This is a genomic window from Mesorhizobium sp. M0139, assembly GCF_040322455.1.
Lineage (GTDB): Bacteria > Pseudomonadota > Alphaproteobacteria > Rhizobiales > Rhizobiaceae > Mesorhizobium.
Window position 1 is genome coordinate 20862 of record NZ_JAMYTN010000029.1, and the last position, 20613, is coordinate 41474.

At 63.9% G+C, this 20613-nt stretch carries 25 protein-coding genes, 1 pseudogene and 1 riboswitch; of the genes and pseudogenes, 16 read left to right on the forward strand and 10 right to left on the reverse strand.

The window, feature by feature from the left end; genetic code table 11:
• Window positions 1-178: 178 nt before the first annotated feature.
• The gene (gene dinB, locus NKJ58_RS29860) at window positions 179-1420 is read right to left on the reverse strand and encodes a DNA polymerase IV (RefSeq protein ID WP_352854593.1); all 1242 of its coding nucleotides are present in this window, start codon (window positions 1418-1420) and stop codon (window positions 179-181) included.
• 233 nt (window positions 1421-1653) lie between these two features.
• Here dinB and NKJ58_RS29865 point away from each other — a divergent pair, with 233 nt between their 5' ends.
• The 3 genes from NKJ58_RS29865 to NKJ58_RS29875 all read left to right on the forward strand — a co-directional run bounded on the left by NKJ58_RS29865 (window position 1654) and on the right by NKJ58_RS29875 (window position 2937).
• Window positions 1654-1890 (forward strand): hypothetical protein, encoded by a 237-nt coding sequence (locus tag NKJ58_RS29865; protein ID WP_023670353.1) that lies wholly within the window; start codon window positions 1654-1656, stop codon window positions 1888-1890.
• A 154-nt stretch (window positions 1891-2044) separates the two neighbouring features.
• On the forward strand, window positions 2045-2452 hold the full coding sequence (locus tag NKJ58_RS29870; RefSeq protein ID WP_023684822.1) for a heme-copper oxidase family protein: 408 nt from the start codon (window positions 2045-2047) through the stop codon (window positions 2450-2452).
• 263 nt (window positions 2453-2715) lie between these two features.
• Entirely contained in the window at window positions 2716-2937 is a 222-nt protein-coding gene (locus NKJ58_RS29875; protein WP_023670355.1) for a hypothetical protein, read from the forward strand.
• A 395-nt stretch (window positions 2938-3332) separates the two neighbouring features.
• Here NKJ58_RS29875 and NKJ58_RS29885 read toward each other — a convergent pair whose 3' ends face one another.
• Entirely contained in the window at window positions 3333-3659 is a 327-nt protein-coding gene (locus tag NKJ58_RS29885) for a hypothetical protein (protein ID WP_023670357.1), read from the reverse strand.
• Window positions 3660-3820: 161 nt separating this feature from the next.
• Between NKJ58_RS29885 and NKJ58_RS29890 the strand changes: the two genes are divergently transcribed.
• The 4 genes from NKJ58_RS29890 to NKJ58_RS29905 all read left to right on the forward strand — a co-directional run bounded on the left by NKJ58_RS29890 (window position 3821) and on the right by NKJ58_RS29905 (window position 5440).
• Window positions 3821-4123 carry a hypothetical protein gene (locus NKJ58_RS29890; protein ID WP_023728138.1) on the forward strand — a complete coding sequence of 101 codons (303 nt, stop codon included), beginning with the start codon at window positions 3821-3823 and terminating at the stop codon, window positions 4121-4123.
• 341 nt (window positions 4124-4464) lie between these two features.
• On the forward strand, window positions 4465-4794 hold the full coding sequence (locus NKJ58_RS29895; RefSeq protein WP_023670359.1) for a DUF1236 domain-containing protein: 330 nt from the start codon (window positions 4465-4467) through the stop codon (window positions 4792-4794).
• A 98-nt stretch (window positions 4795-4892) separates the two neighbouring features.
• Window positions 4893-5108 (forward strand): hypothetical protein, encoded by a 216-nt coding sequence (locus tag NKJ58_RS29900; protein WP_023670360.1) that lies wholly within the window; start codon window positions 4893-4895, stop codon window positions 5106-5108.
• Window positions 5109-5200: 92 nt separating this feature from the next.
• Window positions 5201-5440: a DUF2934 domain-containing protein gene (locus tag NKJ58_RS29905; protein ID WP_023684825.1), complete on the forward strand. Its 240-nt coding sequence runs from the start codon at window positions 5201-5203 to the stop codon at window positions 5438-5440.
• A 159-nt stretch (window positions 5441-5599) separates the two neighbouring features.
• Here NKJ58_RS29905 and NKJ58_RS29910 read toward each other — a convergent pair whose 3' ends face one another.
• Window positions 5600-5851 carry a hypothetical protein gene (locus NKJ58_RS29910; protein ID WP_023684826.1) on the reverse strand — a complete coding sequence of 84 codons (252 nt, stop codon included), beginning with the start codon at window positions 5849-5851 and terminating at the stop codon, window positions 5600-5602.
• Between the two features lie 265 nt (window positions 5852-6116).
• A pseudogene (locus NKJ58_RS29915) lies at window positions 6117-6506 on the reverse strand (GSU2403 family nucleotidyltransferase fold protein); the annotation flags it as partial.
• A 189-nt stretch (window positions 6507-6695) separates the two neighbouring features.
• Window positions 6696-6808: riboswitch (TPP riboswitch) on the forward strand.
• Here NKJ58_RS29915 and NKJ58_RS29920 point away from each other — a divergent pair.
• The 4 genes from NKJ58_RS29920 (at window position 6799) to NKJ58_RS29935 (ending at window position 10288) form a co-directional block, all read left to right on the forward strand.
• Complete coding sequence (locus NKJ58_RS29920; protein ID WP_023670364.1) at window positions 6799-7407, forward strand: YkoF family thiamine/hydroxymethylpyrimidine-binding protein; 609 nt, start codon at window positions 6799-6801, stop codon at window positions 7405-7407. Its footprint overlaps the riboswitch before it by 10 nt.
• A gap of 255 nt (window positions 7408-7662) precedes the next feature.
• On the forward strand, window positions 7663-8505 hold the full coding sequence (locus NKJ58_RS29925; protein ID WP_023689011.1) for an ABC transporter permease: 843 nt from the start codon (window positions 7663-7665) through the stop codon (window positions 8503-8505).
• The gene (locus tag NKJ58_RS29930) at window positions 8502-9284 is read left to right on the forward strand and encodes an ABC transporter ATP-binding protein (RefSeq protein WP_023693859.1); all 783 of its coding nucleotides are present in this window, start codon (window positions 8502-8504) and stop codon (window positions 9282-9284) included. The genes NKJ58_RS29925 and NKJ58_RS29930 overlap by 4 nt, the downstream gene beginning before the upstream one ends.
• A complete protein-coding gene (locus NKJ58_RS29935; RefSeq protein WP_352854594.1) occupies window positions 9281-10288 on the forward strand; it encodes an ABC transporter substrate-binding protein in 1008 nt (335 codons plus the stop codon). Before NKJ58_RS29930 ends, NKJ58_RS29935 begins: the two co-directional genes overlap by 4 nt.
• A 172-nt stretch (window positions 10289-10460) precedes the next feature.
• Here NKJ58_RS29935 and NKJ58_RS29940 read toward each other — a convergent pair whose 3' ends face one another.
• Window positions 10461-11123, reverse strand: coding sequence for a LexA family transcriptional regulator (locus tag NKJ58_RS29940; protein WP_023672482.1), 663 nt, complete (start codon window positions 11121-11123; stop codon window positions 10461-10463).
• A gap of 80 nt (window positions 11124-11203) precedes the next feature.
• Here NKJ58_RS29940 and NKJ58_RS29945 point away from each other — a divergent pair, with 80 nt between their 5' ends.
• The 3 genes from NKJ58_RS29945 to NKJ58_RS29955 all read left to right on the forward strand — a co-directional run bounded on the left by NKJ58_RS29945 (window position 11204) and on the right by NKJ58_RS29955 (window position 13229).
• A complete protein-coding gene (locus NKJ58_RS29945; RefSeq protein ID WP_081839729.1) occupies window positions 11204-11578 on the forward strand; it encodes a hypothetical protein in 375 nt (124 codons plus the stop codon).
• An 85-nt stretch (window positions 11579-11663) separates the two neighbouring features.
• Window positions 11664-12356 (forward strand): GcrA cell cycle regulator, encoded by a 693-nt coding sequence (locus NKJ58_RS29950; RefSeq protein WP_352854595.1) that lies wholly within the window; start codon window positions 11664-11666, stop codon window positions 12354-12356.
• Between the two features lie 273 nt (window positions 12357-12629).
• Window positions 12630-13229, forward strand: coding sequence for a DUF6456 domain-containing protein (locus NKJ58_RS29955; protein ID WP_023730349.1), 600 nt, complete (start codon window positions 12630-12632; stop codon window positions 13227-13229).
• A gap of 65 nt (window positions 13230-13294) precedes the next feature.
• Here the strand turns inward: NKJ58_RS29955 and NKJ58_RS29960 are convergent, their stop codons facing one another.
• Window positions 13295-13603 (reverse strand): hypothetical protein, encoded by a 309-nt coding sequence (locus NKJ58_RS29960; RefSeq protein ID WP_023693854.1) that lies wholly within the window; start codon window positions 13601-13603, stop codon window positions 13295-13297.
• 203 nt (window positions 13604-13806) lie between these two features.
• Between NKJ58_RS29960 and NKJ58_RS29965 the strand changes: the two genes are divergently transcribed.
• Entirely contained in the window at window positions 13807-14691 is an 885-nt protein-coding gene (locus NKJ58_RS29965) for an NmrA family NAD(P)-binding protein (RefSeq protein WP_352854596.1), read from the forward strand.
• 57 nt (window positions 14692-14748) lie between these two features.
• On the opposite strand, the gene NKJ58_RS29970 is transcribed toward NKJ58_RS29965, so the two are convergent.
• From NKJ58_RS29970 to NKJ58_RS29980, 3 genes are all read right to left on the reverse strand, one after another.
• Entirely contained in the window at window positions 14749-15333 is a 585-nt protein-coding gene (locus tag NKJ58_RS29970; protein ID WP_352710049.1) for a COG3904 family protein, read from the reverse strand.
• Window positions 15327-15545 (reverse strand): hypothetical protein, encoded by a 219-nt coding sequence (locus tag NKJ58_RS29975; RefSeq protein ID WP_352710050.1) that lies wholly within the window; start codon window positions 15543-15545, stop codon window positions 15327-15329. Before NKJ58_RS29975 ends, NKJ58_RS29970 begins: the two co-directional genes overlap by 7 nt.
• A gap of 117 nt (window positions 15546-15662) precedes the next feature.
• Window positions 15663-16937 (reverse strand): DUF763 domain-containing protein, encoded by a 1275-nt coding sequence (locus NKJ58_RS29980; RefSeq protein WP_352824181.1) that lies wholly within the window; start codon window positions 16935-16937, stop codon window positions 15663-15665.
• Between the two features lie 243 nt (window positions 16938-17180).
• Here NKJ58_RS29980 and NKJ58_RS29985 point away from each other — a divergent pair, with 243 nt between their 5' ends.
• Window positions 17181-18173, forward strand: a complete 993-nt coding sequence (locus NKJ58_RS29985) for an HNH endonuclease (RefSeq protein WP_352824180.1) — start codon at window positions 17181-17183, stop codon at window positions 18171-18173.
• Window positions 18174-18223: 50 nt separating this feature from the next.
• Here NKJ58_RS29985 and NKJ58_RS29990 read toward each other — a convergent pair whose 3' ends face one another.
• Window positions 18224-20179 (reverse strand): acyltransferase family protein, encoded by a 1956-nt coding sequence (locus NKJ58_RS29990; protein WP_352854597.1) that lies wholly within the window; start codon window positions 20177-20179, stop codon window positions 18224-18226.
• Between the last annotated feature and the right edge of the window lie 434 nt (window positions 20180-20613).

Consider the following 20613-nt stretch of genomic DNA (forward strand, 5'->3'; position numbering starts at 1 on the left):
AAGTCCACCTTCATCGACAAAGCGTTGTTCTTGGGCGTGCATGGCGTGGCCGGGTTGCGGTGCGAAAAATGTCCGAAACTGCGGCGGGTCTGGCCTGGTTGGTCGGCCTGCTCAAACAGAGCGGCAATGCAGCGCGGAGGGGTCCAGCCTAAACATTGGCCTTGCCGTCGCGCCGCACTCACAGTTCCTTCTCCGCCAGTTCGCGGAAGGCATCGGGAACCGAGCGCCGGGCTTCCAGCGCCACGGCGCCATAGCCGACAGCCTCTCTGCCAAAGCGCTGGCGGATCTTGTCGATGGCGCTATCGGCGCCAAAGCGCGCCAGGCCTTGCCTGCTGCCGGGCCGCTGCTTTTCATCGGCAAGCCCGAGCGGCAGCTCCAACTGTAGCTCGACACTTTCTTCCAGCTGCGACACCGAGATCGCCAGCAACGAGATGGTCTTCTCCCGAGGGTTGGCGGCCAGCACGCCGCGCACCAGCTCCCCGGCGATTTCGGCCAGCATCGCGGTTGCCGAAATCGGTTGCTCGAGCGTCAGCGAGCGTGTGACCGCGTGCAGATCGGCGAAACGCACGCGCACCGTCACCGTGCGCCCGGGCCGTGATTTCGCCCTGAGCCGGCTGGCGACCCGGTCTGCCAGATGCAGCAGGACGGGTCCGAAGATACGCGCCTCGGCCGGCCGTCTGCCAAGCGCCGACTGCGCGCCGGCGGAATGCGACCGCCTGTGGGGTTCGAGCTTTCGCGGGTCGCGGTTCCATGCCAGCGACGCCAGCTTTTCGCCGGTGGCGGGCCCGAGCAACCTTCGCAGCGCCCCGCTATGCGTCTTTGCCAACTGGCCGATGGTCTCGATGCCGATCTCGGCCAGCCGCGCCTTGGTCGCCGGGCCGACGCCCCACATCAGGCCGACCGGCAGATCATGCAGGAAGGCAAGTTCGGTGTTCGGATCGACCACCACCAGGCCGTCGGGCTTGGCCACCTGCGAGGCGATCTTGGCCAGATGCTTGGTGCGCGCCACGCCGATCGAGATCGGCAGGCCGAGCTCTGCCCGGACGCGCCGACGCACCGTGGCGGCGATCTCGGCCGGCGGCCCGAACAGATGCGTGCAGCCGGCGACGTCGGCAAAGGCTTCATCGATGGAAATCCGCTCGACCAGCGGCGTGAAATCGTCGAGCACCTTGATGGCGGCGTCGCCCAGCCGCTGATAGTCGGCGAAATGGCCGCCGACGAAGATCAGTCCGGGGCAAAGCTCGCGCGCGCGTCGTCCGGGCATGCCGCCGCGCACGCCGAAAACCCTGGCTTCGTAGGAAGCGGCAAGCACGACGCCGCCGCCGACGGCGATCGGCTTGCCCCTGAGCGCCGGGGCGAGCAGCTGCTCGACCGAGGCGTAGAAGGCGTCGAGATCCGCATGCAGGATGGTGGGCTCCATCCCGACCGTTCCCTTTGCGGCGTTGCAGCATTAGCCGCGTCTGTTGTGAGAGGCGTTTTTGCCGAACAAATAGAGAACAAACAGGGCCTATTGTCAAGCGAAGCGGTTGTCGCCGGCCGGCCCGTTCCAGGTCGGGCTGTCGAGTGCTCCGCCTGGGCATCGGACCTGCGGAACATTGTCTCTCGCCTCGGCGTTCATATCCGCGACGGGACGCTGTTTTTGTGGAGGCCGGTATGGGCCAGTTCGAGATGATCGACCTCGTCAGCGTCATTGACGCCTGCACGAGCGATCGCGTTGCCGGGCACTGCGTGTCAATGGCCAGGGCGGTGGAGGAGTTGCGAGTGCTGACCGGTGATTTCGTATCGCCGGACGAGACGGTGGCCAACGCGCTGTCGGCAGTGGCGCTGGGGCGCGGCTGCGCGGTGGTGTTCGACGAGCGAGCGGGCGCCGACATCTTGCTGACGCCGTAGCGCGGCGGCGCCGGGTTGTGGCAGCCAGAAAAGTCGAACAGCGTGCAAAAAGCTGTGCAGGCATGGCCCCATAACCGGGGCGTGGAAAAGTTCTGCGCGTGGGTGTATTCTCCAGGTCGCAAGCGGTCGCAGACCGCATAGGGGGAGAAATGACATGCCGAGGGTTTCAGAACTCTTTTTCAAAACTGCCATCTTGTTCCTGATGTTGGGGATTGCGGCCGGCCTGCAGATGGCGATCTCGGGCGACCACGCCGCTTTTCCGGCGCACGCGCATATCAATCTGCTCGGTTGGGTGACGAGCGCCATCTTCGGCGGCTACTACGCGCTCAATCCGCAAAAGGCGGCGCGTCGCATCGCCATGATCCACTACGGGCTCTACACACTCGGCCTGGTGATCATGCTGCCGGCGCTGTATGTGATGCTGCAGGGAAACCCGGCGCTTGAACCGATCGTCGCCGGCGGCTCGCTCATCGTCGCCGCTGCCGTTCTGGTTTTTGCTTTCGTGGTGTTTTCGCCCGAAACGGCGCGCTCGGTGTCCGGCGTGGTGCCGGCTTCTCGCTGACTGTTCGCGCAGCGATCAAGTCCGACCCGCGTTCGCGACCCGCCACGCGGGTTGGCCAGGCCGATGGCCGCAGCCGCTGGCTGCGGTGTCTATCGCCGCGTCGGCGCTTAACATACCCGAGTCCCACCACGTATTATTTCGTGACTATTTGGCGCCGGAACCTTCCCAGATATCGCGCGTTGCGGCGACTGTATTCGCGCTGCCTTATATATAGGCAGACTTGAGTACGTCCACAGCATGGGTTGGGGGAGGAGCAGGCCACCATGTCGAACAGAGAAATCGGAACGTCGGCCTCACTGGGCCGACGCATCGCCGATCTGAAAGCCAGGATGCGAGACGCCAGCGTTACTGAACACGAGATGCAGACCTTCCAGAAGGTCGCGGCCATCATGGGGGGTGTCGAAGGCTCCCTACGCCTCGACGCCGACGACCTGATCGCGGCGTCCTTCGTCACCGAGGCGCTCGGCGATCCCGGGTCGAACTGAAGGCCAGAGCCCGTCGGCACTCAAGTGCCGGCGGTCGATGGCCCGATTCGCAGCGCTGCATGCGAGCGTGCCCGCACCGCCCGCGCCGGGGATCTCTTGCGCACTTTGAAGCTTTCAGGCGAGCGGCCTCCACGGCGCTTGAAATATCGGACTTCGCGTTCGTGCTTCTCGGCTGCCTCGCGGCTGTCGAACGTGCTGAGATTGCGTCGCCGTCCAGCCCTTGACCACAAGGGCTAAGCCAAAATCGCCAAGGCGCCTTAAACGAAGGATCCGGCCAGCCGGATCCTTCGAAATATCAATCGCGATGCTCCGGCATCGCCTTCAGCTCATCCTTGGTCCAACTGGTGACGGCGTGGACGTCCCGGGAAACTTCTCGAAAGTCCGCGGTCGCTGCCTTACACGTCGTCGAACGGGCCGCCGCGCCTCGCCAGGTCGTGACCAATGGCGGCTTCCTCGGCGTCGTCGGGCAAGGCATCGTCACTGTCCTGGTAGGGGTTGTCGTCATCCTCCTCGGGCAGTTCGCCTTCCTTCTCGACACCGGTGGTGTCCGGCAGGCTTTCCTCATCTGCTCCGTCGGGCAGGACCGTTGCGCCACGCAGCGCATCCCAATCCTGCCGACCCGGCGTCGGCGCTTCCACGTCATCATTGGCGATCCTGTCGCGGGCATCGTTTTTGCTCGGTGGCGCCTCGACCTCGTCATTGGGTTTTCTGTTTCGTTCCATGATTGCCTCCTCTGGGCGGCTTAGCGTCGAGAAGGTGGAACTCACTTCCGGCTGCCAGGTTCCAGCAACCACTCCAGCTTCAGTGGAACCAATTGCCGCCAGTCTGCTTTGCCAAGGACTAGTCTGCTTTGCCAAGGAGATGAATCCAGAGGAGCTGGACCATGAAGACTTTCCCCCTCATCCCATGCGTGCTGCTCTTGGCGCTGGTCGACCCGGCGGCCGCGCAGGACAATAGCGACCAGAACGGCCCTGCCGCGCCTTGCCAAGCGCAGCCTCAGGACGATGGTCAGAAGCCGCCGGTCGCCAATGGCGGCGGCGAATCGACCAGCACGCTCGGTCCCTGCGGCGGCGTGCTGCAGCCGCCGCCCAGTGGTGACCAGGGTATGACGCAGCCGCCGCCGGATCAGGGCAAGACGCCGGTGATCAAGCCTGGCGAGGTGCCTGGGCAGCCGCCGAAGCAATGACCTTTGCTTGAAACTTCACGGCGTGGCACGAAGGCGGTCGGTTCCGATCTTGGCCGGGCGACGCGGTCACCGGATCAATGCCGGCGCCGGCCGCAATCGCCACCGGAATTGGAGCCGTGCATCATCCATGTCGAAGGTCTCCTGAGGGATTGTGCTTCAATGCGAATCTTGCGGGTGCGGGTTCTGCGGGCATGACCGGGCTGCCGATCAATTTAGTCTCCGCTTGCGGAACAAGACCGTACCGGCTGCGTTTGCCTCCAGGAGCCCGCCACCTCGATCTGCGCTGTTTTCGCCTCATGCGGGAACACGGCGGAGCTCGCCAACAACGACAGGAGACGAAGATGAAAACCATCCTTATTCCCGCCGTCGCCGGGCTCGCCATGATCGCTGGTATCGGCATTGCCGCCGCCGACGAGGTGATCGTCACGCAGCCGGCACAGCAGCAGGTGATCATCACCCCGGAACAGCGCACGGTCGTGCACCAGTACGTAAAGAAACATCCGCTTGCCTCTGTCAATCTGCTCGGCGTCGAATTGAATGTCGGCACTGCCTTGCCTGACACTGTCGAGCTGCAGGAGGTTCCCGACGTTCAGTACAGATACGCCGTCGTCGACAACCATACCGTGTTGGTCGACCCCAGCACGCGCAGGATTGTCGAGGTGGTCGAGTAACGCTCGACAACCTAACCATTCATCGGTGATACGGCCCTGTCGTTCTTCCCAAAAGGGCGGCAGGGCCGAATGACGAACATGATGAAAGGAGAATTGCCATGTTGCCGCATGTCGAGACCCCGAACTCCGCCAATGTTGCGGCGTGTTGCGACAAGTTGCTGGCCGAGCGCAACACGGCGCTGTTATCGATGAAGGAAGCGATCGCGCTCCTGCGGGAGCGCACCGGCACCGATCGTTCGGATGCCGACCTCGCGGGGCTGATCGTCAAGAAAGCGGCGCTGCTCGGCGTTGCGGTGATTTCCGACCCGCGCTGAGATGTCTCGTCACTCAAGACGCCGGCCGAATTTTCGGCTAATGTTTTCGTGGAATCTGGACCAACCGACCGGACCCAACCACGGAGGCTTAAGTGACGGACGACAAACAGGACCGCATTCGCCAGCGCGCGCACGAGATCTGGGAAAAGGCCGGCCGGCCTGAAGGCGCGCATCAGGAACACTGGGAGCAGGCCACGGCTGAAGTCGATGGCGCGGTCGCCAAGCCAAAAAAGGCGGCGAAGAAAGCTGACGCCAAGCCCGCCAAGGCAGCCGCCAAGCCAAAGGCAGCGAAGCCTGCCGCCGCAAAGTCCGGCAAAGCCAAATCGAAATAAGGCCAAGTCGAAATAAGACCAGTCGAAATAAAGCAAGGCCGGAATTCGCTGGCCGGGCCATCCTTGGCGCCCGCCGTTCAGGCGCGCCCGAGCCTCTCAACCTGACGAATTGCGCCTGCGACGGGCAGCGCAATTCCTTGTGTTTGGCGACAGGCGCCCTCATGCCTCCCAGGCATAACTCGACAGCGCAAAGCGAATGCCGGCAGCTGTCATGGCCAGTTCGCATTCGGTGATCTGGCGCAGGTGGCGCAGATAGCGCGTCACGGTCTGTGGCAGCCAGCCGGCGCAGGCCTCTACATAGGCGCGGCTGTGAACAAGGGTGCCGGTCGACAGCCTCTCGTCCTTCTCGGCAACGACTTTCAGATATTGGCGGATGAAGCGGATGTCGTCGGCGATGTCCTGGCTGGCCATTCGCCAGGCCCCGGCGAGGCGTTGGCACTGATCGAATGACAAGGGCAACAAAGGGGGCGGCAATAAAGGCGGCGGCAACAAAGGCGGCGGCAATGACGGGGGTGACAGCAAAGGCCGAGAGAGATCGGCGAAGGCAACATGGTTCGCTGTGCTCAAGGACATTCCTCTCTGCGAAAAGAGATATCGTACTTTATGTACGAATAAGCGTCAAGCCAATTTCGTACGGTTGGGACGATGGAAATGAATATAGCAGCGGTCGCTTCAGCTAATCCCGCATCGTGAATCCTTCAGGAGTCGCACCAATTTCGCGGAGGGATTTCCCCAGGATGGTGTGACTGTTTTCCCTCGTGGCGGCGTCGAACAGGTTCAAGCCGCCCCGGATCGTCTCGCGCCAGTTTTCGCCCTTGTCCCACGCTTCCATGAAGGCGAAGGCAAGGTCGTCCTGGCGACGCGTGGCTTCGAGCGCTTGGGTCAGCAGGCGCGCTTGATGGAGATCCTTCTCCCGCTTGGCGCCAGCGCTCGGCCCGCGTCGCGAGGCGACGATCAGCTTGTGGATGGCGTAGCGCTGGGGCGAGGGGACCAGCACAGGCAAGCCCGAGCGATGCAGGAGCACAGTCCGGATGGGGTCGCGGATAAGGAAATCCAGAAACCGTAAGGGCTGCGCGGAGTCTCTGCCGTTTTCTTAATTTCAACGCAGTTATAAGAAGTTCGTGGAAACGTTATAACGCAACGAACTGACGAGTCGTCTGTTAACGCCCGGGCGCCCGGCACGTCTGGCCCAAAACACTTTCCCGCAGTGCCTCAACAAACGGCTTCCCCAATGCCGCGAACGGTGCTTTAACCCGCCCATCCACAGGGGTGCTCCGTATCGTCGGGGCTGAGATGAGGGCGGCAAGCCTTCGGACCCTAAAGCTGATCTGGATAATACCAGCGGAGCGAGGCGGGCGATGTTTTCAGGCGCACAGATTTCCCTTTATCCCATGACCGACGATTTCGTCGGCGTCATCCTCGGCGCGCTCGGCGCGCTCGATCCCTGGCGCGACCGGCTGCGGATCGAAACCGATGACATCTCGACCCTTATGGTCGGGCCGCCCGAGGTGCTGTTTCCCGCCATGCGCGACCTGTTCGTCGCGGCGGCCAAAAGCGGCAAGCACTGCGTGCTTTCGGCGGCGGTCTCGCGCGGCTGTCCGGGCGAGCCCGACGATCCGATCTGCCGCTCCGACGAGACCGGCGGCCCCGCCATTCCGCTGGACGAGCGCAAGATCGCCGCGATCCGCGCTGTCCAGGCCACGCCGTCGACCGGCCAGCCGGTGGCGGCGCAGTTCTCGCTCTACGTTATGGGCACGGGCGACCATATGGACGAGATCTACGGCTGCATCGATTTCCTGAAACAGTCCGGCGTCTTTGAGCGCTCAAAGAACTTCTGCACCAAATTGCGTGGCGATGCCGGTGCGGTGTTTGCCACGCTCAACGAGGCCTTCTGCCGCTTCGGCCCCGGCGCCGGCCACGTCACCCTCGACATCACGATCTCGGCGAACAGCCCGAGCGCCGTCTGAGCCGCGGCTCAAGCGTCGTTCCTTGAGGATATTGCCGTGGCTGGTTTATCTGACCCATTGCGTGGAGGAGATGCCTCTGACCCCTCAGCACAGAGAGGAGGGGAGCCATTGGCGATTGGCGAAGACCGCGATGCCCACGAATCTCCCCCCTCGAGCAGGAGATGGCCGGCAGGCCAGAGGGGGTCCCAGCGCGTGGAGCGCCGACGTCCTTTTCGCATCGGCAAGGCGTGGGCGCTCTATGCGAGACGACCCCCTCTGTCGCCTTCGGCGACATCTCCCCCTCGAGGGGGGAGATTAGCCGCAGCCATCGCCAAGACCATCCCCGCCGCCTGCGCCTCCGCCCTGCTCCTCGCGGCGTGGGAGCTCTACGCCCGCTATGGTGGCGCTGCGCCCACCATGCTGCCGGCGCCGTCGCGCGTGCTGCAGCAGGCCTGGGAGCATCGCGCTGCCCTTGCCGACAACACGCTGCCCACCATCCGCGCCACATCAGCCGGCTTCGCCTGCTCGTTGGTCGCTGCCTTCGTGCTTTCGGCGCTGGTCGATTTCTTGGCCCCGCTGCGCCGCGCGCTGTTTCCGCTGCTGATTGTCAGCCAGACCTTGCCGCTGGTCGCGATTGCGCCGCTCATCGTACTGTGGTTCGGCTTCGGGCTGATGCCAAAAATCTTGCTTGTGGCGCTCGTTACCTTCTTCCCGATGATGGTGGCGCTGGTCGAGGGTTTTGCCGCGACCAGCAAGGCGATTTCGCAGATGCTCGCCACCATGGGGGCAGGGCGCTGGCGCATCTTCTGGCTGGCGCGCCTGCCTTCGGCGCTGCCCTATTTCTTCGCCGGGCTGCGCATCTCCATCACCTACGCCGTCGTCGGCGCGATCTTCGCCGAATATGCGGGGGCGGCGAAGGGGCTGGGCATCTACATGCTCAATGCCAAGAACAACTTTCGGCCCGATCTGGTGCTCGCCGCGGTCGCCGTCAGCGCCGCGCTCACGCTTGTCTTGTTCGCCATTGCGGTGCTCGTCCAGCGCTTCGCCATGCCTTGGGAGAATGCAGGGAGCGAAAGCCGCGACGGCAAGGTTGAAGCTGCAGAAGAGAACCGTCAATGACGCGGCTCGAACTCCGGGACATCAGGAAGAACTTCGGCGCGCTTGAGGTGCTCGCCGGCATTTCGCTTCATGTCGCGGCCGGCGAGTTCGTCTCCATCCTCGGCCCTTCCGGCGCCGGCAAGTCGACGCTGTTCCAGTTGCTGACCGGCGCGCTGAAAGGCGAGGGCGACATGCGCTTCGACGGCGCGCCATTGCAGGGCAGCCCCTTCGCCTTCATGCCGCAGCGCGACGCGCTGATGCCGTGGCGGCGCGTCATCGACAATGTGACGCTGGGGCTGGAAGTGCAGGGTCTTGGCCGCAAGGCGGCGCGCGAACGCGTCGCGCCGTTGTTCGCTGAGTTCGGCCTTGCCGGTTTCGAGCGCGCCTGGCCGGCCGAGCTTTCCGGCGGCATGCGCCAGCGCGCCGCCCTTTTGCGCACCGTGGTGCAGCAGCGCGACATGCTGCTGCTCGACGAGCCCTTTGGCGCGCTGGATGCACTGACCCGCGCGGGTATGCAGCGCTGGCTGGAAGGCATGTGGCAGCGCCACCGCTGGACGGCGCTGCTGATCACCCATGACGTGCGCGAAGCCGTCTACCTCTCCGATCGCATCTATCTGATGTCGGCGCGGCCGGCCCGCATCATCGGCGAGATTGCCGTGCCGCTGCCGCGCCCGCGCACCACCGGCAGCGATGCCGCGCGCCAGGCCGCCGCGCTCGAAGCCGACATCCTCGACACGCTGCTCAATCCCGGGACTGACCGGCCCTCGTTCCCGCAGACCGCTCAAAGGAGTTTTTCATGACCGAATTCACACGCCGGCAGGCTTTGCTGCTGACGCTGGCTGCCGGACTGCCGCTTGCCTCTCGCGCTCATGCGGCTACGCAAAAAATCACCGTCGCGCTCGACTGGACGGTCAACACCAACCATGTCGGCCTGTTCGTTGCCCGCGACAAAGGGTTCTACCACGAGGTCGGGCTCGATGTTGAGATCCTGCCCTATGGCGATACTGGCGGCGGCACGCTGGTCGCCAACCGCATCGCCGATTTCGGCATTGCCGGCGTCGGCCTGTTCACCCAGCGGGCTGCCGGCGCCGATCTCAAGGCGGTCTACGCCGTGGTCCAGCAGGAGACCGGCCGGTTGGTCTTCAACGCGGATCGCGGCGAGATCAAGAGTCCCAGGAATCTCGACGGTCTGACCTATGGCGGCTTCGGCAGCGCCTGGGAAAACACGCTGATCTCGACCATCATCCGCCACGATGGCGGCAAGGGCGTTTTCGAGACGGTGACATTAGGCACCTCGGCCTATGAGGCGCTGGCCAACGGCTCGGTCGACTTCACGCTGGAGGTCTCGACCTGGGAAGGCGTCGCTGCCGAGTTGAAAGGCGTCAGGCAGCGCGGCTTCCGCTACGCCGACTACGGCGTGCCCGACGAGCACACCACCTTGATCGCCTCCAGCAATGCATATCTCCAGGCAAACCCGAAGGCCGCATCGGCCTTCGTCGAGGCAACGCGGCGCGGCTACCAATTTGCCTGCGATCACCCGCAGGAAGCCGGCGATCTGCTGATGGCTTCCAACAAGGACGCGCTGACCGACCCGGCGCTGATCCACGCTTCGCTGAAAATGCTGGTCGACAGGCATTTCCTGAGAAGCCAGGCCGGCGTCATCGGCACCATCGACAAGGCCAAGATCGAGGCGATCGGAACCTACCTCTTCAGGGCCGGCATATTGCTCGATGGCGATGGCAAGGTTCTGAAGGAGAAGCCGGATTTTGGAGCGTATTTCACGAACGAGTTTTTGGGCGCGTAATCTCCCCCCTCGAGGGGGAGATGTCGCCGAAGGCGACAGAGGGGGTCGGTACGTCCTGACGCGACTTCCTATCGCGGACAGAGGACGTCAGCGCCTTACGCGCGGCGACCCCCTCTGGCCTGCCGGCCATCTCCCCCTCGAGGCGGGAGATTGCGCCTCACCGCCTTCTCCCTCACATATCGATCATCGAGCGCTTCACCCGGCCGATGATGGTGATGGCGCCTTCCAGCGCCGGCGGCGGGATGTCCATGTAGGAGGCCGGCTGGAAGGGCGGGTTCTCGTTGGGGCGGTAACGCTTGTAGGTGGCCTGGCCGGATTCGTCCGAAATGACGTAGCAGCCATTGGTCACCAGCCGCTTGTCCCTGAGGTTGACGAAGATGATCGAATCCGGTGGCGAGATCTTGTTCATCGACGGGCCGTCGACGCGCAGAGCAATCCATTGGCCCTGCTCCAGATCGGTGGTGGGGATGGTCGGATAGTCGCTGAGATTGACCACCATGTCCTGGCTGCCGAGTTCGCCGGCGCTGATCCATGAGACGATGGGCACATCGACGGTGGCCAGCGACGGCATCGGGATCTGCCGGCCCGACTCGTCAAAGCCGAAATGGCCCCCCGCAAGGCTGCCGCCGTCACCGTTGAACAAGAGCCAGCCGGGATCGACGCCGAACAGGCGGCCGTATTTCTCCGCCGCCTTGCGCGACAGCGGCCGGTTACCGTTCTCGTGACTGATCAGCGTGTTCTTGTTGATGTCGCGCAATGCCCGCGCAGCGTCGCTCGGCGAGGCATAGCCCGCCTCCGCCCGCGCCTGCTGCAATCTGTGCCTCGGTTCCTGCATCGTACAAATTGCCTGAAATTTATCGTCCAATATGTACGATTTCGCTTGCGTACGTTTCGTACATATCGTACGCTTAGCGCATGATCGAACAAATCGCAAGCGTTTCCGCAGACATCCTCAGCTTTCTCCCATCGTCCGGGCTGTCCTCCTCCCCGGTCCGGACGCAAACCGGGGCTTCTGCCCCGGATCCGGTCGAACCGTCGTCCCCCCGATCGACCGGAACGGCCGGAGCCGCTCCTCTCCCGGCTCCGGCCACCTCTTCAGCCCATGGCGCCGCCAGTGCGCCAAGGGCTGTTTCCGGCGGGCAGGGCCTTTCCTGCATCCGCACGGAAGACGGCACCGTCATCCTGTTCGACCGGCTGACGGGCAGGGCAGTTTCCGCCCTCACCAAAGCTGCCGCCGAAGCCGCCTTGCGGCATCTCGCCGGCTCGCTGCCGGCCGTCAGTATCGGCTGACCGCACCGACCATCCGCTCTGATTTTTTCCCGTAGGCCCTCGGGCCGGCGCTCCGCCTTTGCGCGCGCAATCAATGGATACCGACATGACTGCCTATACCGAGACCGAATTGCAGGAGATCGCCGTCTGGCTGAGGGATGGCCTGTCGGCCACAGGGATCGCCGTCCGCTTCACGGCGCTGCGCGGCAGTCCGGTCTCGCGCAATGCCATCATCGGCATCGTCCACCGCAACAGCGCGTTGAAGACCATCGGCTTCGCCAACCCCAGAGGCGGCAGGTCCGGCGGTCGACCGAGGAAGAATGCGACGGGGAAGACTGCGGCAAACGAGAATACCGCCAAGAGGAATCCGCCGGCGCAGCCAAGCAAGCTCGTAAGGGAAGTAGGAGTTTCGAAGCAGGCCGCGCCGGTTAAACCGGCCGCCAAACCGACCCGTCAGCCATCGGCCAGGCCTCTGTTGCCAGCCCGTCCGGCGCCCTCGATCCCGGGCGAAGGACGGCTGGTGGTGGACGGCGAAATCTACCGCTTCAATGTGCCGGCGCCGCGCCCTGCCTCGCTCGGGCGTCAGCCGCATGTCGCCGCCATGCGCTTCATCGACTGCCTGTTCGACCGCTGCCGCGCGCCGCTCGATCTAACGCTCGAGGAAGACCCCGACAACGATGCTCCCGGCAGCCGGCCGGGGCTCGAGATGCTGTGCTGCGGCCTGCGCACAAGGGCGCTGAAAAGCTACTGCGAATACCACCAGGCGCGTTTCCACCGGCCGGTGAGCGAGGTGGTGTGAGCGGCTGGGCTCCGTTCCTCGCCTCCGGACGACCCCACCAATGATCGAAAGCCGGTGGGACAGCGCCCCCCTCTGTCCTGCCGGACATCTCCCCCACGCGGGGGGAGATTGGCAGCTCGCCCGCACTGCCTTTCCAACGGCGGTGGTGATTGGCGAAAGCCGACGCGACATCCGATCTCCCCCCTCGTGGGGGAGATGCCCGGTAGGGCAGAGGGGGGCGCGAAGGAACGCCAACCTTCCGGCTCAACAACCCAATCCCACAAGGATCCCCCGATGAGCAAAAAAACCGCGCAGAAAGCCAAACCGCCGAAATTGCCTGCGGGCGAAGCCGAGCAGGTGCGCATCCGCCGCGAGATCGGCCATGATTTCGCGCTGAAGGACGATCGCTTCGGCCGCAAGCGGTTGAGCGTCGGCACCGAAGAGGCGCGGCGCGTCTACGAGGTCTCCAATGACGGCTACACCGCGACCGGCGGCATCGTGCGGGTGCGCAATGTCGATCCGCTGGTCGGCATCACCTCGCTGACCCGCCAGCAGCGTGAGGCCGGACAGCGGTTTCGCGACGATTTCGAGCGTGCCTCGCGTGACGGGCTGCGGCCGATGCCGTGGGAAGAGCGCATTGACGGCGGCCGCATCAATGGCGGCATCCCCGACCGCGTGCTCAACGCCGGCCGCGCCCACACCCATGCCATCGCCGCCATGGCCCACTGGGAAGTGGCGGAGGTGGTTCGCAAAATCTGCCTCGAAGGCCAGTCGGTGAAGGCGCTCGCCGAACGCACCGGCGAGGGACGAGATGTGGTGGTGAAGCTGTTGAAGGTCGGGCTCGACCTTTTGGCCGTGGGTTACGGGATGATGCTGATGCGGAAGCCGCGATAAGGCCGGCAGCCGCGCAGGAAGCGCCGGCCGGCAGATGCCGGCCGAACCGGTTTCACCCTATCGGATCACCGTTCGCAAACGCGAATTTCCTCGACGATCCTGTGATGATGGCGCCAATGCTTGACCAACTCTATGCGGCAATGGCGATGGTGCCTGTGATACCTGTGGTACCTGAAGCCGTTATCGTAGGCATCATACTGGTAGTAGGGGCGAGGAGCGTAGCGATCGTAATAGTCGCCATAGCTGTCATTGTAGTCATCGTCATAGTAGCCGTTGCCGATGCCGATCACGACGCGCCCGCCGGCATTCGCCGGGGCGATCATCGCCGCCGCCGCAGTGATAGCGATAGCCGAAGCAAGCAGGAGCTTTCTCATAGCTGCCTCCTATTCAAGGTTGCGCTAATATAACTCGCTGGGCACGACCCCGTTCCATAATTTTGCAAGATGCGAACGATCCCTGCGCCGTGCATTGCGAGGAAAGCCGGCGTCACCTCCTGTCAGCATCATCCCCCGATTTTTGAACCCTTCGCCGCCCCAGCCATTAATCCGGCATGAATCAGCAAGGGAAGGACGAGACCATGCATGTCATTCTTGGAGGTACCGGCCATGTCGGCTCGGCGGCGGCAATGGCGCTGTTGCGGCAGGGCGAGGATGTCACGGTGGTGACGCGCGACGAGGCGAAGGCCGCATGGTTGGTTGAACAGGGCGCGGAGGCCGCGGTTGCCGATGTGCTCGATGTCGAGGGGCTGCGTGAAGTCTTGCGGCGCGGCAAGCGGGCGTTTCTGCTCAACCCGCCGGCCGATCCATCGACCGACACCGACGCCGAGGAGCGCAAGACGGTTGGCGCCATTGCGGCGGCGCTGGAGGGCTCCGGCCTCGAAAAGCTGGTGGCGGAATCGACCTACGGCGCGCAGGCCGGCGAGGGTGTCGGCGATCTCACCGTCCTTTACGGCCTCGAGCAGAAGCTGAAGGCCCAGGCCATTCCGGCAAGCATCAACCGCGCCGCCTATTACATGAGCAACTGGGATCAGGCCCTGGAGACGGCGCGGCGCGACGGCGTCATCACCTCCTTCTTCCCGGCGGATTTCGAGCTGCCGATGGTGGCGCCGCAGGATCTCGGCGAGGCCGCGGCGAGACGTCTGCTGGAGCCGACGGACAAGACCGGCACGCACTATATCGAGGGTCCTCGGCGCTACTCAGCCGCCGATGTCGCCGCAGCCTTCAGTGCGGCGTTGCGCAAAAACGTGCGCGTGGTCACGGTGCCGCGCGAGCGCTGGACAGAAACCTACGAAAAACTCGGCTTCTCCAAAACGGCGGCCGAGTCCTATGCCCGCATGACCGGGGCCACGCTGGACAAGCCGATGCAGCCGGAAAACCCGGAGCGCGGCACGACCAGCCTGGAAAGCTATATTGCGGCGCTGGTCGAGGGCCGGCCGGAAGACCTGTTGAAGGGTGCCGCGTAAAGTGAAGGGTTGCTGTTGAGAAACAGGCGCTTCGACGACCTACGTGGCCCGCTATTCCTATTGCCTGACCGTTCGGCAGTTGCCCGCCGGCGGCGTGGTCTTGCAGATATCGATGGAGGTGCGCGTGTCGCCGTGACCGGTTTCGGTTATCAGATTCAGGTCCAAAAGTTCGTATGTCATGAGGTATCGTATGCTGTCGTCGGGTGTTTTTTGCATGGCCGATACGATCCACGAACCTGCTTTCATCTCGGTGAAATAGCTGTCGACCTTGCGTTCATACCATTTGGGTATCGGAACGAGGACGATGGTCTTCTTGCCGTGGATTTTCTTGGCGGTCGGCAGCATGATCCGGTGAATGCCGACAAAGGCGCGGCTGTCTGCCAGGCGCCGTACGCCGCCCGCAAGAACCATCGTACAAGCTGACGAACAGACTGCGCCGACGGGGTTGGCGACGCCGAAGCGGAGGTCGCCCGGCCCGCAGGCTTTTGTGTCTGGCGCGCATTCGGAGAACTCCGTCTTGCCAACCATCGTGTCGAGCCCGCTGGCGCGGATCATATGGCCAAGCGCCATCGCCGCATCGGTCTCGCCGCCCGGGGAATTCAACGCCAAAGGCAATTTGCGGGGGCCGAGTTTTTTCAGCAAGCCTTCAGCAAAGCTGGCGTGCCGGCCACGATGTGACCTTCCGCCGAAATCCATTCCGGGCATGTCGGCTCGCATCCTGGCGTGCTGTTGCGTACAACGACGAAGTGCATCGGCGGTGTATATGCCAGTATGGCAGGCTCAGGCGTCGTTTGGGCGATCGCGCCGCCAATCGCCAGCAGCACGAAAACCAACGTCCATGCGAATGTCTTCATGCCGAGCCTCGCCTGGCAGAGCATCACTTGAGAAATGGGTCTTTGCAAGCATTATCAAAACAAGCCGAGCACGTGTTTCTATGGGCCGCGCACTATCTCTGCATGATGGACAGGCCGCTACTGGCGGCCCCTGTCTGAACCGTCGTCGCTTTCCGCCGCCCCCTCCCACCCGAACACACTGCGCCCTCCCAGCAGATGCGACTGATCGAACTCGCCGGCGACGATTTCCTTCAGGCTCGGCCCGGTGACGTAGCGCTCCAGCCGCCGCGCTTCGCCATCCAGCCGCTTCAGCGCGCCGAGCTCTTCCTCGCGGCCGAGCTTGGCCTTGCCGACGGCCGATTTCAGCACCGCGATCGTCTCGTCATAGACTTTCAGCGGCACCGGGAAGGGGTGCCGGTCCTTGCCGCCATGGGCAAGCGAAAAGCGCGCCGGATCGGAGAAGCGGCAAGGCGCGCCATGCACCACTTCCGCCACCATGGCCAGCGCCCTCACTGTGCGCGCGCCGACGCCGGGCACCAGCAGCAGTTCGGGAAAATCGGCCGGCCCGCTTTCTATTGCCGCGGAAATGTTGCCGTGCAGCCGGTGCATGACGATGTCGCTCTCGCGCACGTCATGATGTGCCGGCATCACCAGATTGGGCAGCATCGGCTGCGCCGGGGGCTTCGCAGGCTCCGCTTTCGGCGGCGGCTCCAGCAGGGCAAGCTCGTCAAGGATCCGCTCCGGGCTCATGGTCTTCAACAAATCGAGCTGTCCGGTCCGCGACGGCTCGGCGCGATGGTCGGTGAGGTTGACGATCTCGCCCTGCCGCTCGCCCTCGATCGCCGCATGCGGCTGGTCGACGAAGCTTGTCAGCCCTTCCGACAGCCAGTGATAGCGCCGCGCCTGGCGGCTGTCGCCGTTCATGCCTTGCTGCACCACCACCCAGCGGCTGTCGTCGGTGACGATGAAGCCGTGCAGATAGAGGTCGAAACCGTCCTGCACGGCCGCACTGTCCACCTTGGCGACCAGGCGGCTGGCGGTGGCAAGCGCCGCACCATCGATGCCGACGCGCTCGCCGATCGCGGTCAGCTCCTGCGGCGTCTTGCGCGAATGCGCGCCGCGCCCGCCGCAGACATGGATGCCGAGCTCCCGCGACATCGGGTTCAGCCCGCGCTTCAGCGCGCCGACGACCGAGGTGGTGATGCCTGAGGAGTGCCAGTCCATGCCCATGACGGCGCCGAAGGACTGGAACCAGAACGGATGCGCCAGCCGCCGCAACAGCTCGTCGCGGCCATAGTGATGGATGATCGCCTCGCACAACACCGCGCCCAGTCGCGTCATACGATCGCCCAGCCATTTCGGAACCCGCCCGCCATGCAGCGGCAAGTCCGCACTGCCGCTTCGCTGCGTCAAGTGAATGCTCCGTGGATGCCGCGCACCGGCGGTGCGCCTGTGATGTAGATGGCATTTGGGTGGGGATTTGCAAGCGGGGGGGGGGCGGCGACTATCGTCGCCCTACGCTCTTCTTGGTGTCTCGCCGAAAGATGCAGTTACGCCGCCTGTCGCACCTGGCAATAAGGTCGGCTCCCTGCTTGAAGGCGAGACAGGTCTCGAATAGAGCTTATCCAGCCGACGGCAACTATTAAAACCAAAACGATGTCGCAATTCTGGTGGGTAAATCACAGTCAGACCGCCCGCCAAGAGATCGACGGGCAATATCTCTGGTCGCCCAAAACTCAGAAGAATGGGGCACGCAGCGAGTTCTACAAAAATATGCGTCGGGCGACACCTGGTGACCTCGTGTTGTCTTTTTTCGGTCAAGCCGTGCGCTATATTGGTCGGGTAGCGGAGTTTGCATTCACAGCACCGAAACCACCGGAGTTCAAGAACACTGGAGCCAATTGGAACGAGGAAGGTTGGCTTCTCCCGGTGTATTGGGCGCCGCTCCTGCCGACGGTGCGCCCGTCGGACATAATTGGCGAATTGGGTCCGCTTCTGCCTGCCCGACACTCGCCCATCGACCCAAACTCCGGATCAGGCCGTCAAAACGCCTATCTCGCGAGCGTATCGCAAGAGGTGTTTCACACAATTGTCGCGGGTACAGCTTTCGACCGCGAAGCTTTGAGGCGTGGTGGCGCAAACAGTCTCACTTTCGGAGTCGTCAATGAAATTTTAGAGGACGTCGTTGAGCGCCGTATCCGAGACGACCTCCAACTCGAGGACACTGTAAAGACGAGCGTCATTCAAGCTCGTCGCGGCCAAGGTAAATTTCGTTCCAATGTCGAAGCCATGGAGCGCTCGTGCCGACTCACAGGGGTCACCAATCCCTCGTTGCTGATTGCAAGCCACATCAAGCCTTGGCGCCTATGCGCTTCCGCGCAGGAGCGCTTGGACGGCATGAACGGGCTGCTCCTCACGCCTGATGCCGACCACCTCTTTGACCGTGGCTTCATCAGTTTTGAAGATAGCGGGCAGGTCCTCATATCCCAGCGCGTCGACAAGACTGATTTGCGGCGGCTCGGATTCGAGCAATTGGTGATGCAGAGTTTCGGCTTTGCCGAAGCCCCCGCCGTCTGGCGCACTAGCACCTTCACCCCGCCGCAGCAGGCTTACCTCGCTCACCATCGAGAGGATGTGTTTGTGGCATAGCTCGCATCAACTGAGCGGTCAGCCGTCAGGTCCCCCTACCTCGCCGCCCCCTAAAACACCGCCTTCTCCAAGACCGGCTCCAGTGATTCAGCAAATGGCGTCGCCAGGTGGTGCCGGTCGCGGAAGGCGAGTTGGCCGTTGATGAACACGTGGCAGGTTTGGGCGTCGCAGAACTGGCTGGTCAGGTCGACATAGGTGGCGCCGGGCACGCTGCGCATGACGTCGCGCTCGGCCGCGGCGATGTCGTCGTTCGCCGCCGCGTCCCTCGGCGTGTCGCAGACTTCAGGCACCTGCCCGCGCCACAGCGCCCGCGCCACGCATTTGTCGGCATAGCTTCCATTGTAGGGAACGTCCCGGATTACCGCGACCTTGATCCCGGCCCGGCTGAATGCCGCCAGCGTCCAGCGCAGGCCGGCCTTCCACTCCTCGTTCCAATCGGCGTGCTTCAGTTCCTCGGGCGATTCCTTCATCACATTGCCGATCGAGAATTCCGAGATCACCACCATGTGCGGGTGCAACGCGATAATGTCCTTGACCGATTGCTCCCGCCACTGGTCGCATTCGGTGTAGTCGCGCTTCAGCCGCCAGTTCCAGGTCGTCACCCGCGAGGCACGGCAGGACGATTTGAGATAGGTGACGAGGCGATAATTGTTCTTGGCCGCCGCCTCGATCAGCGGCGTCGACCAGTGGTCGGCATGCGAATCGCCGAACAGCGCAATCGAGCGCCCGGCGTCCTTGTTGCCGAACACGCAGGCCTTCGGCGTCACCGTCTCAAAGGAGAGAATACAGCCGGCCGCGCGCGCCGTGGACGGCTGCGCGGCGCTGGCGGCAATGCTGCGCTGCTCAGGGTCCAGATCGTGGACGACAAGCCTGGCATTGGCGTAGGCGGCTGCGACGCCGGTGCCGGTCAGGAGGACGGCCGGCACCAGCGCCCGCGCCGCACTGGCCATCAGCCAGCCATTGCGGCGGATCGGGTTTTCGATGACATGATAGGTGAACCCCGACAGCGCCAGCGTCAGCGCCAAGCAGCCGAGCCGCTGCAGCGGCGAAAGTTCCGGCGTCAGCATCGTGGCATAGACGATCACCGGCCAGTGCCAGAGATAGAGCGAGTAGGAGAGCTTGCCGATCCATTGCAGGGGCGGCAGCGCCAGTGCCACGATCGGGCTTTTCTTAGCGCTCTCCTGCTGCGCGTGCGCCGCTCCTGCCAGCAGCAACAGCACGGTGCCGGCCACCGGCACTAGGGCGAGGAAACCCGGGAAGGGCGTTTCGTCGCTGAAGGAAAGATAGGCGCTGGCAATCAGCGCCAGGCCGAGCCACGCCAGCGGCGTGGCGAGCCGCGGGCGGTTTTGCCAGACTTGCTGCGGCACCATGCTGGCCAGCCCGCCGGCGGCGAACTCCCAGGCGCGTAGCGGCGAGAAATAGAAGGCCCAGGGCTGCGAGACCGTGGTGAGCCACGCGCAGACGGCGAATGAGACGAGGCCGGCAATGCCGATCACCAGGATCGCGCCGCGCTTGCCGGGGCGCAGCCATGCCGCCAGCACAAGCAGCGCCGGCCAGGCGACATAGAACTGCTCCTCCACCGACAGCGACCAGAAATGGACAAACGGGTTGCTGGCCGCATCGGCGGCGAAATAATCGAACGACCAGCGGATCAGCCACAGATTGATCATGTAGGCCGAGGCGAACATGGCGCCCCTCGAATAGAGCGATTGTTCCTCCGGCGACAGGATGAAGGCGCCGGCCACCAGCGTGGCGAGGATGACGAACAGCGACGCCGGCAACAGCCGCCGGGCGCGCCTGGCGTAGAAGCGCCACAGGTTCAGCCGCCCGGTCTCGGTGATTTCGGCAAGCAGGTGTTTTGTGATCAGATAGCCCGAGATGACGAAGAAGATGTCGACGCCGGTGAAGCCGCCGGGCAGACCGGTGAAGCCGAAATGGAAGGCGATCACGCCTGCCACCGCCAAGGCGCGCAGTCCTTCGATATCGGGCCGGAACGATGCTGACACGATTTGCCACCTCGTGCTGGTGCATGATCCCGCCTTGGAGCGAGCAACGATCGCGCCGGGATCATACGTGCCGCAGCTGTGCGCGCCCAACGGGACACGGCGCAGCCGTTGACAGTCGGCCCAAGACTCCGCCCTATGGGTCGATATCGCAATGCAACAAATCTAACGCAGTGCAACATTGGAGGAGGCGACGCCGCTGATCTCCCCCCTTGAGGGGGAGATGGCCGCGAAGCGGCCAGAGGGGGTCGTCTCGCGTGAAGCGCCAACTTCCGTCTGGTGCAGGGCGCCGCGTCCAGTCGAACCGACCCCCTCTGTCGCCTTCGGCGACATCTCCCCCTCGAGGGCATAGGCGCTAAGATAGCTTTGGCATGGACTGAAACTTGCGCTTTCGTGGTGGCTCACGCCAGCGATATCGCAAGGCATGGAGTTTTTGG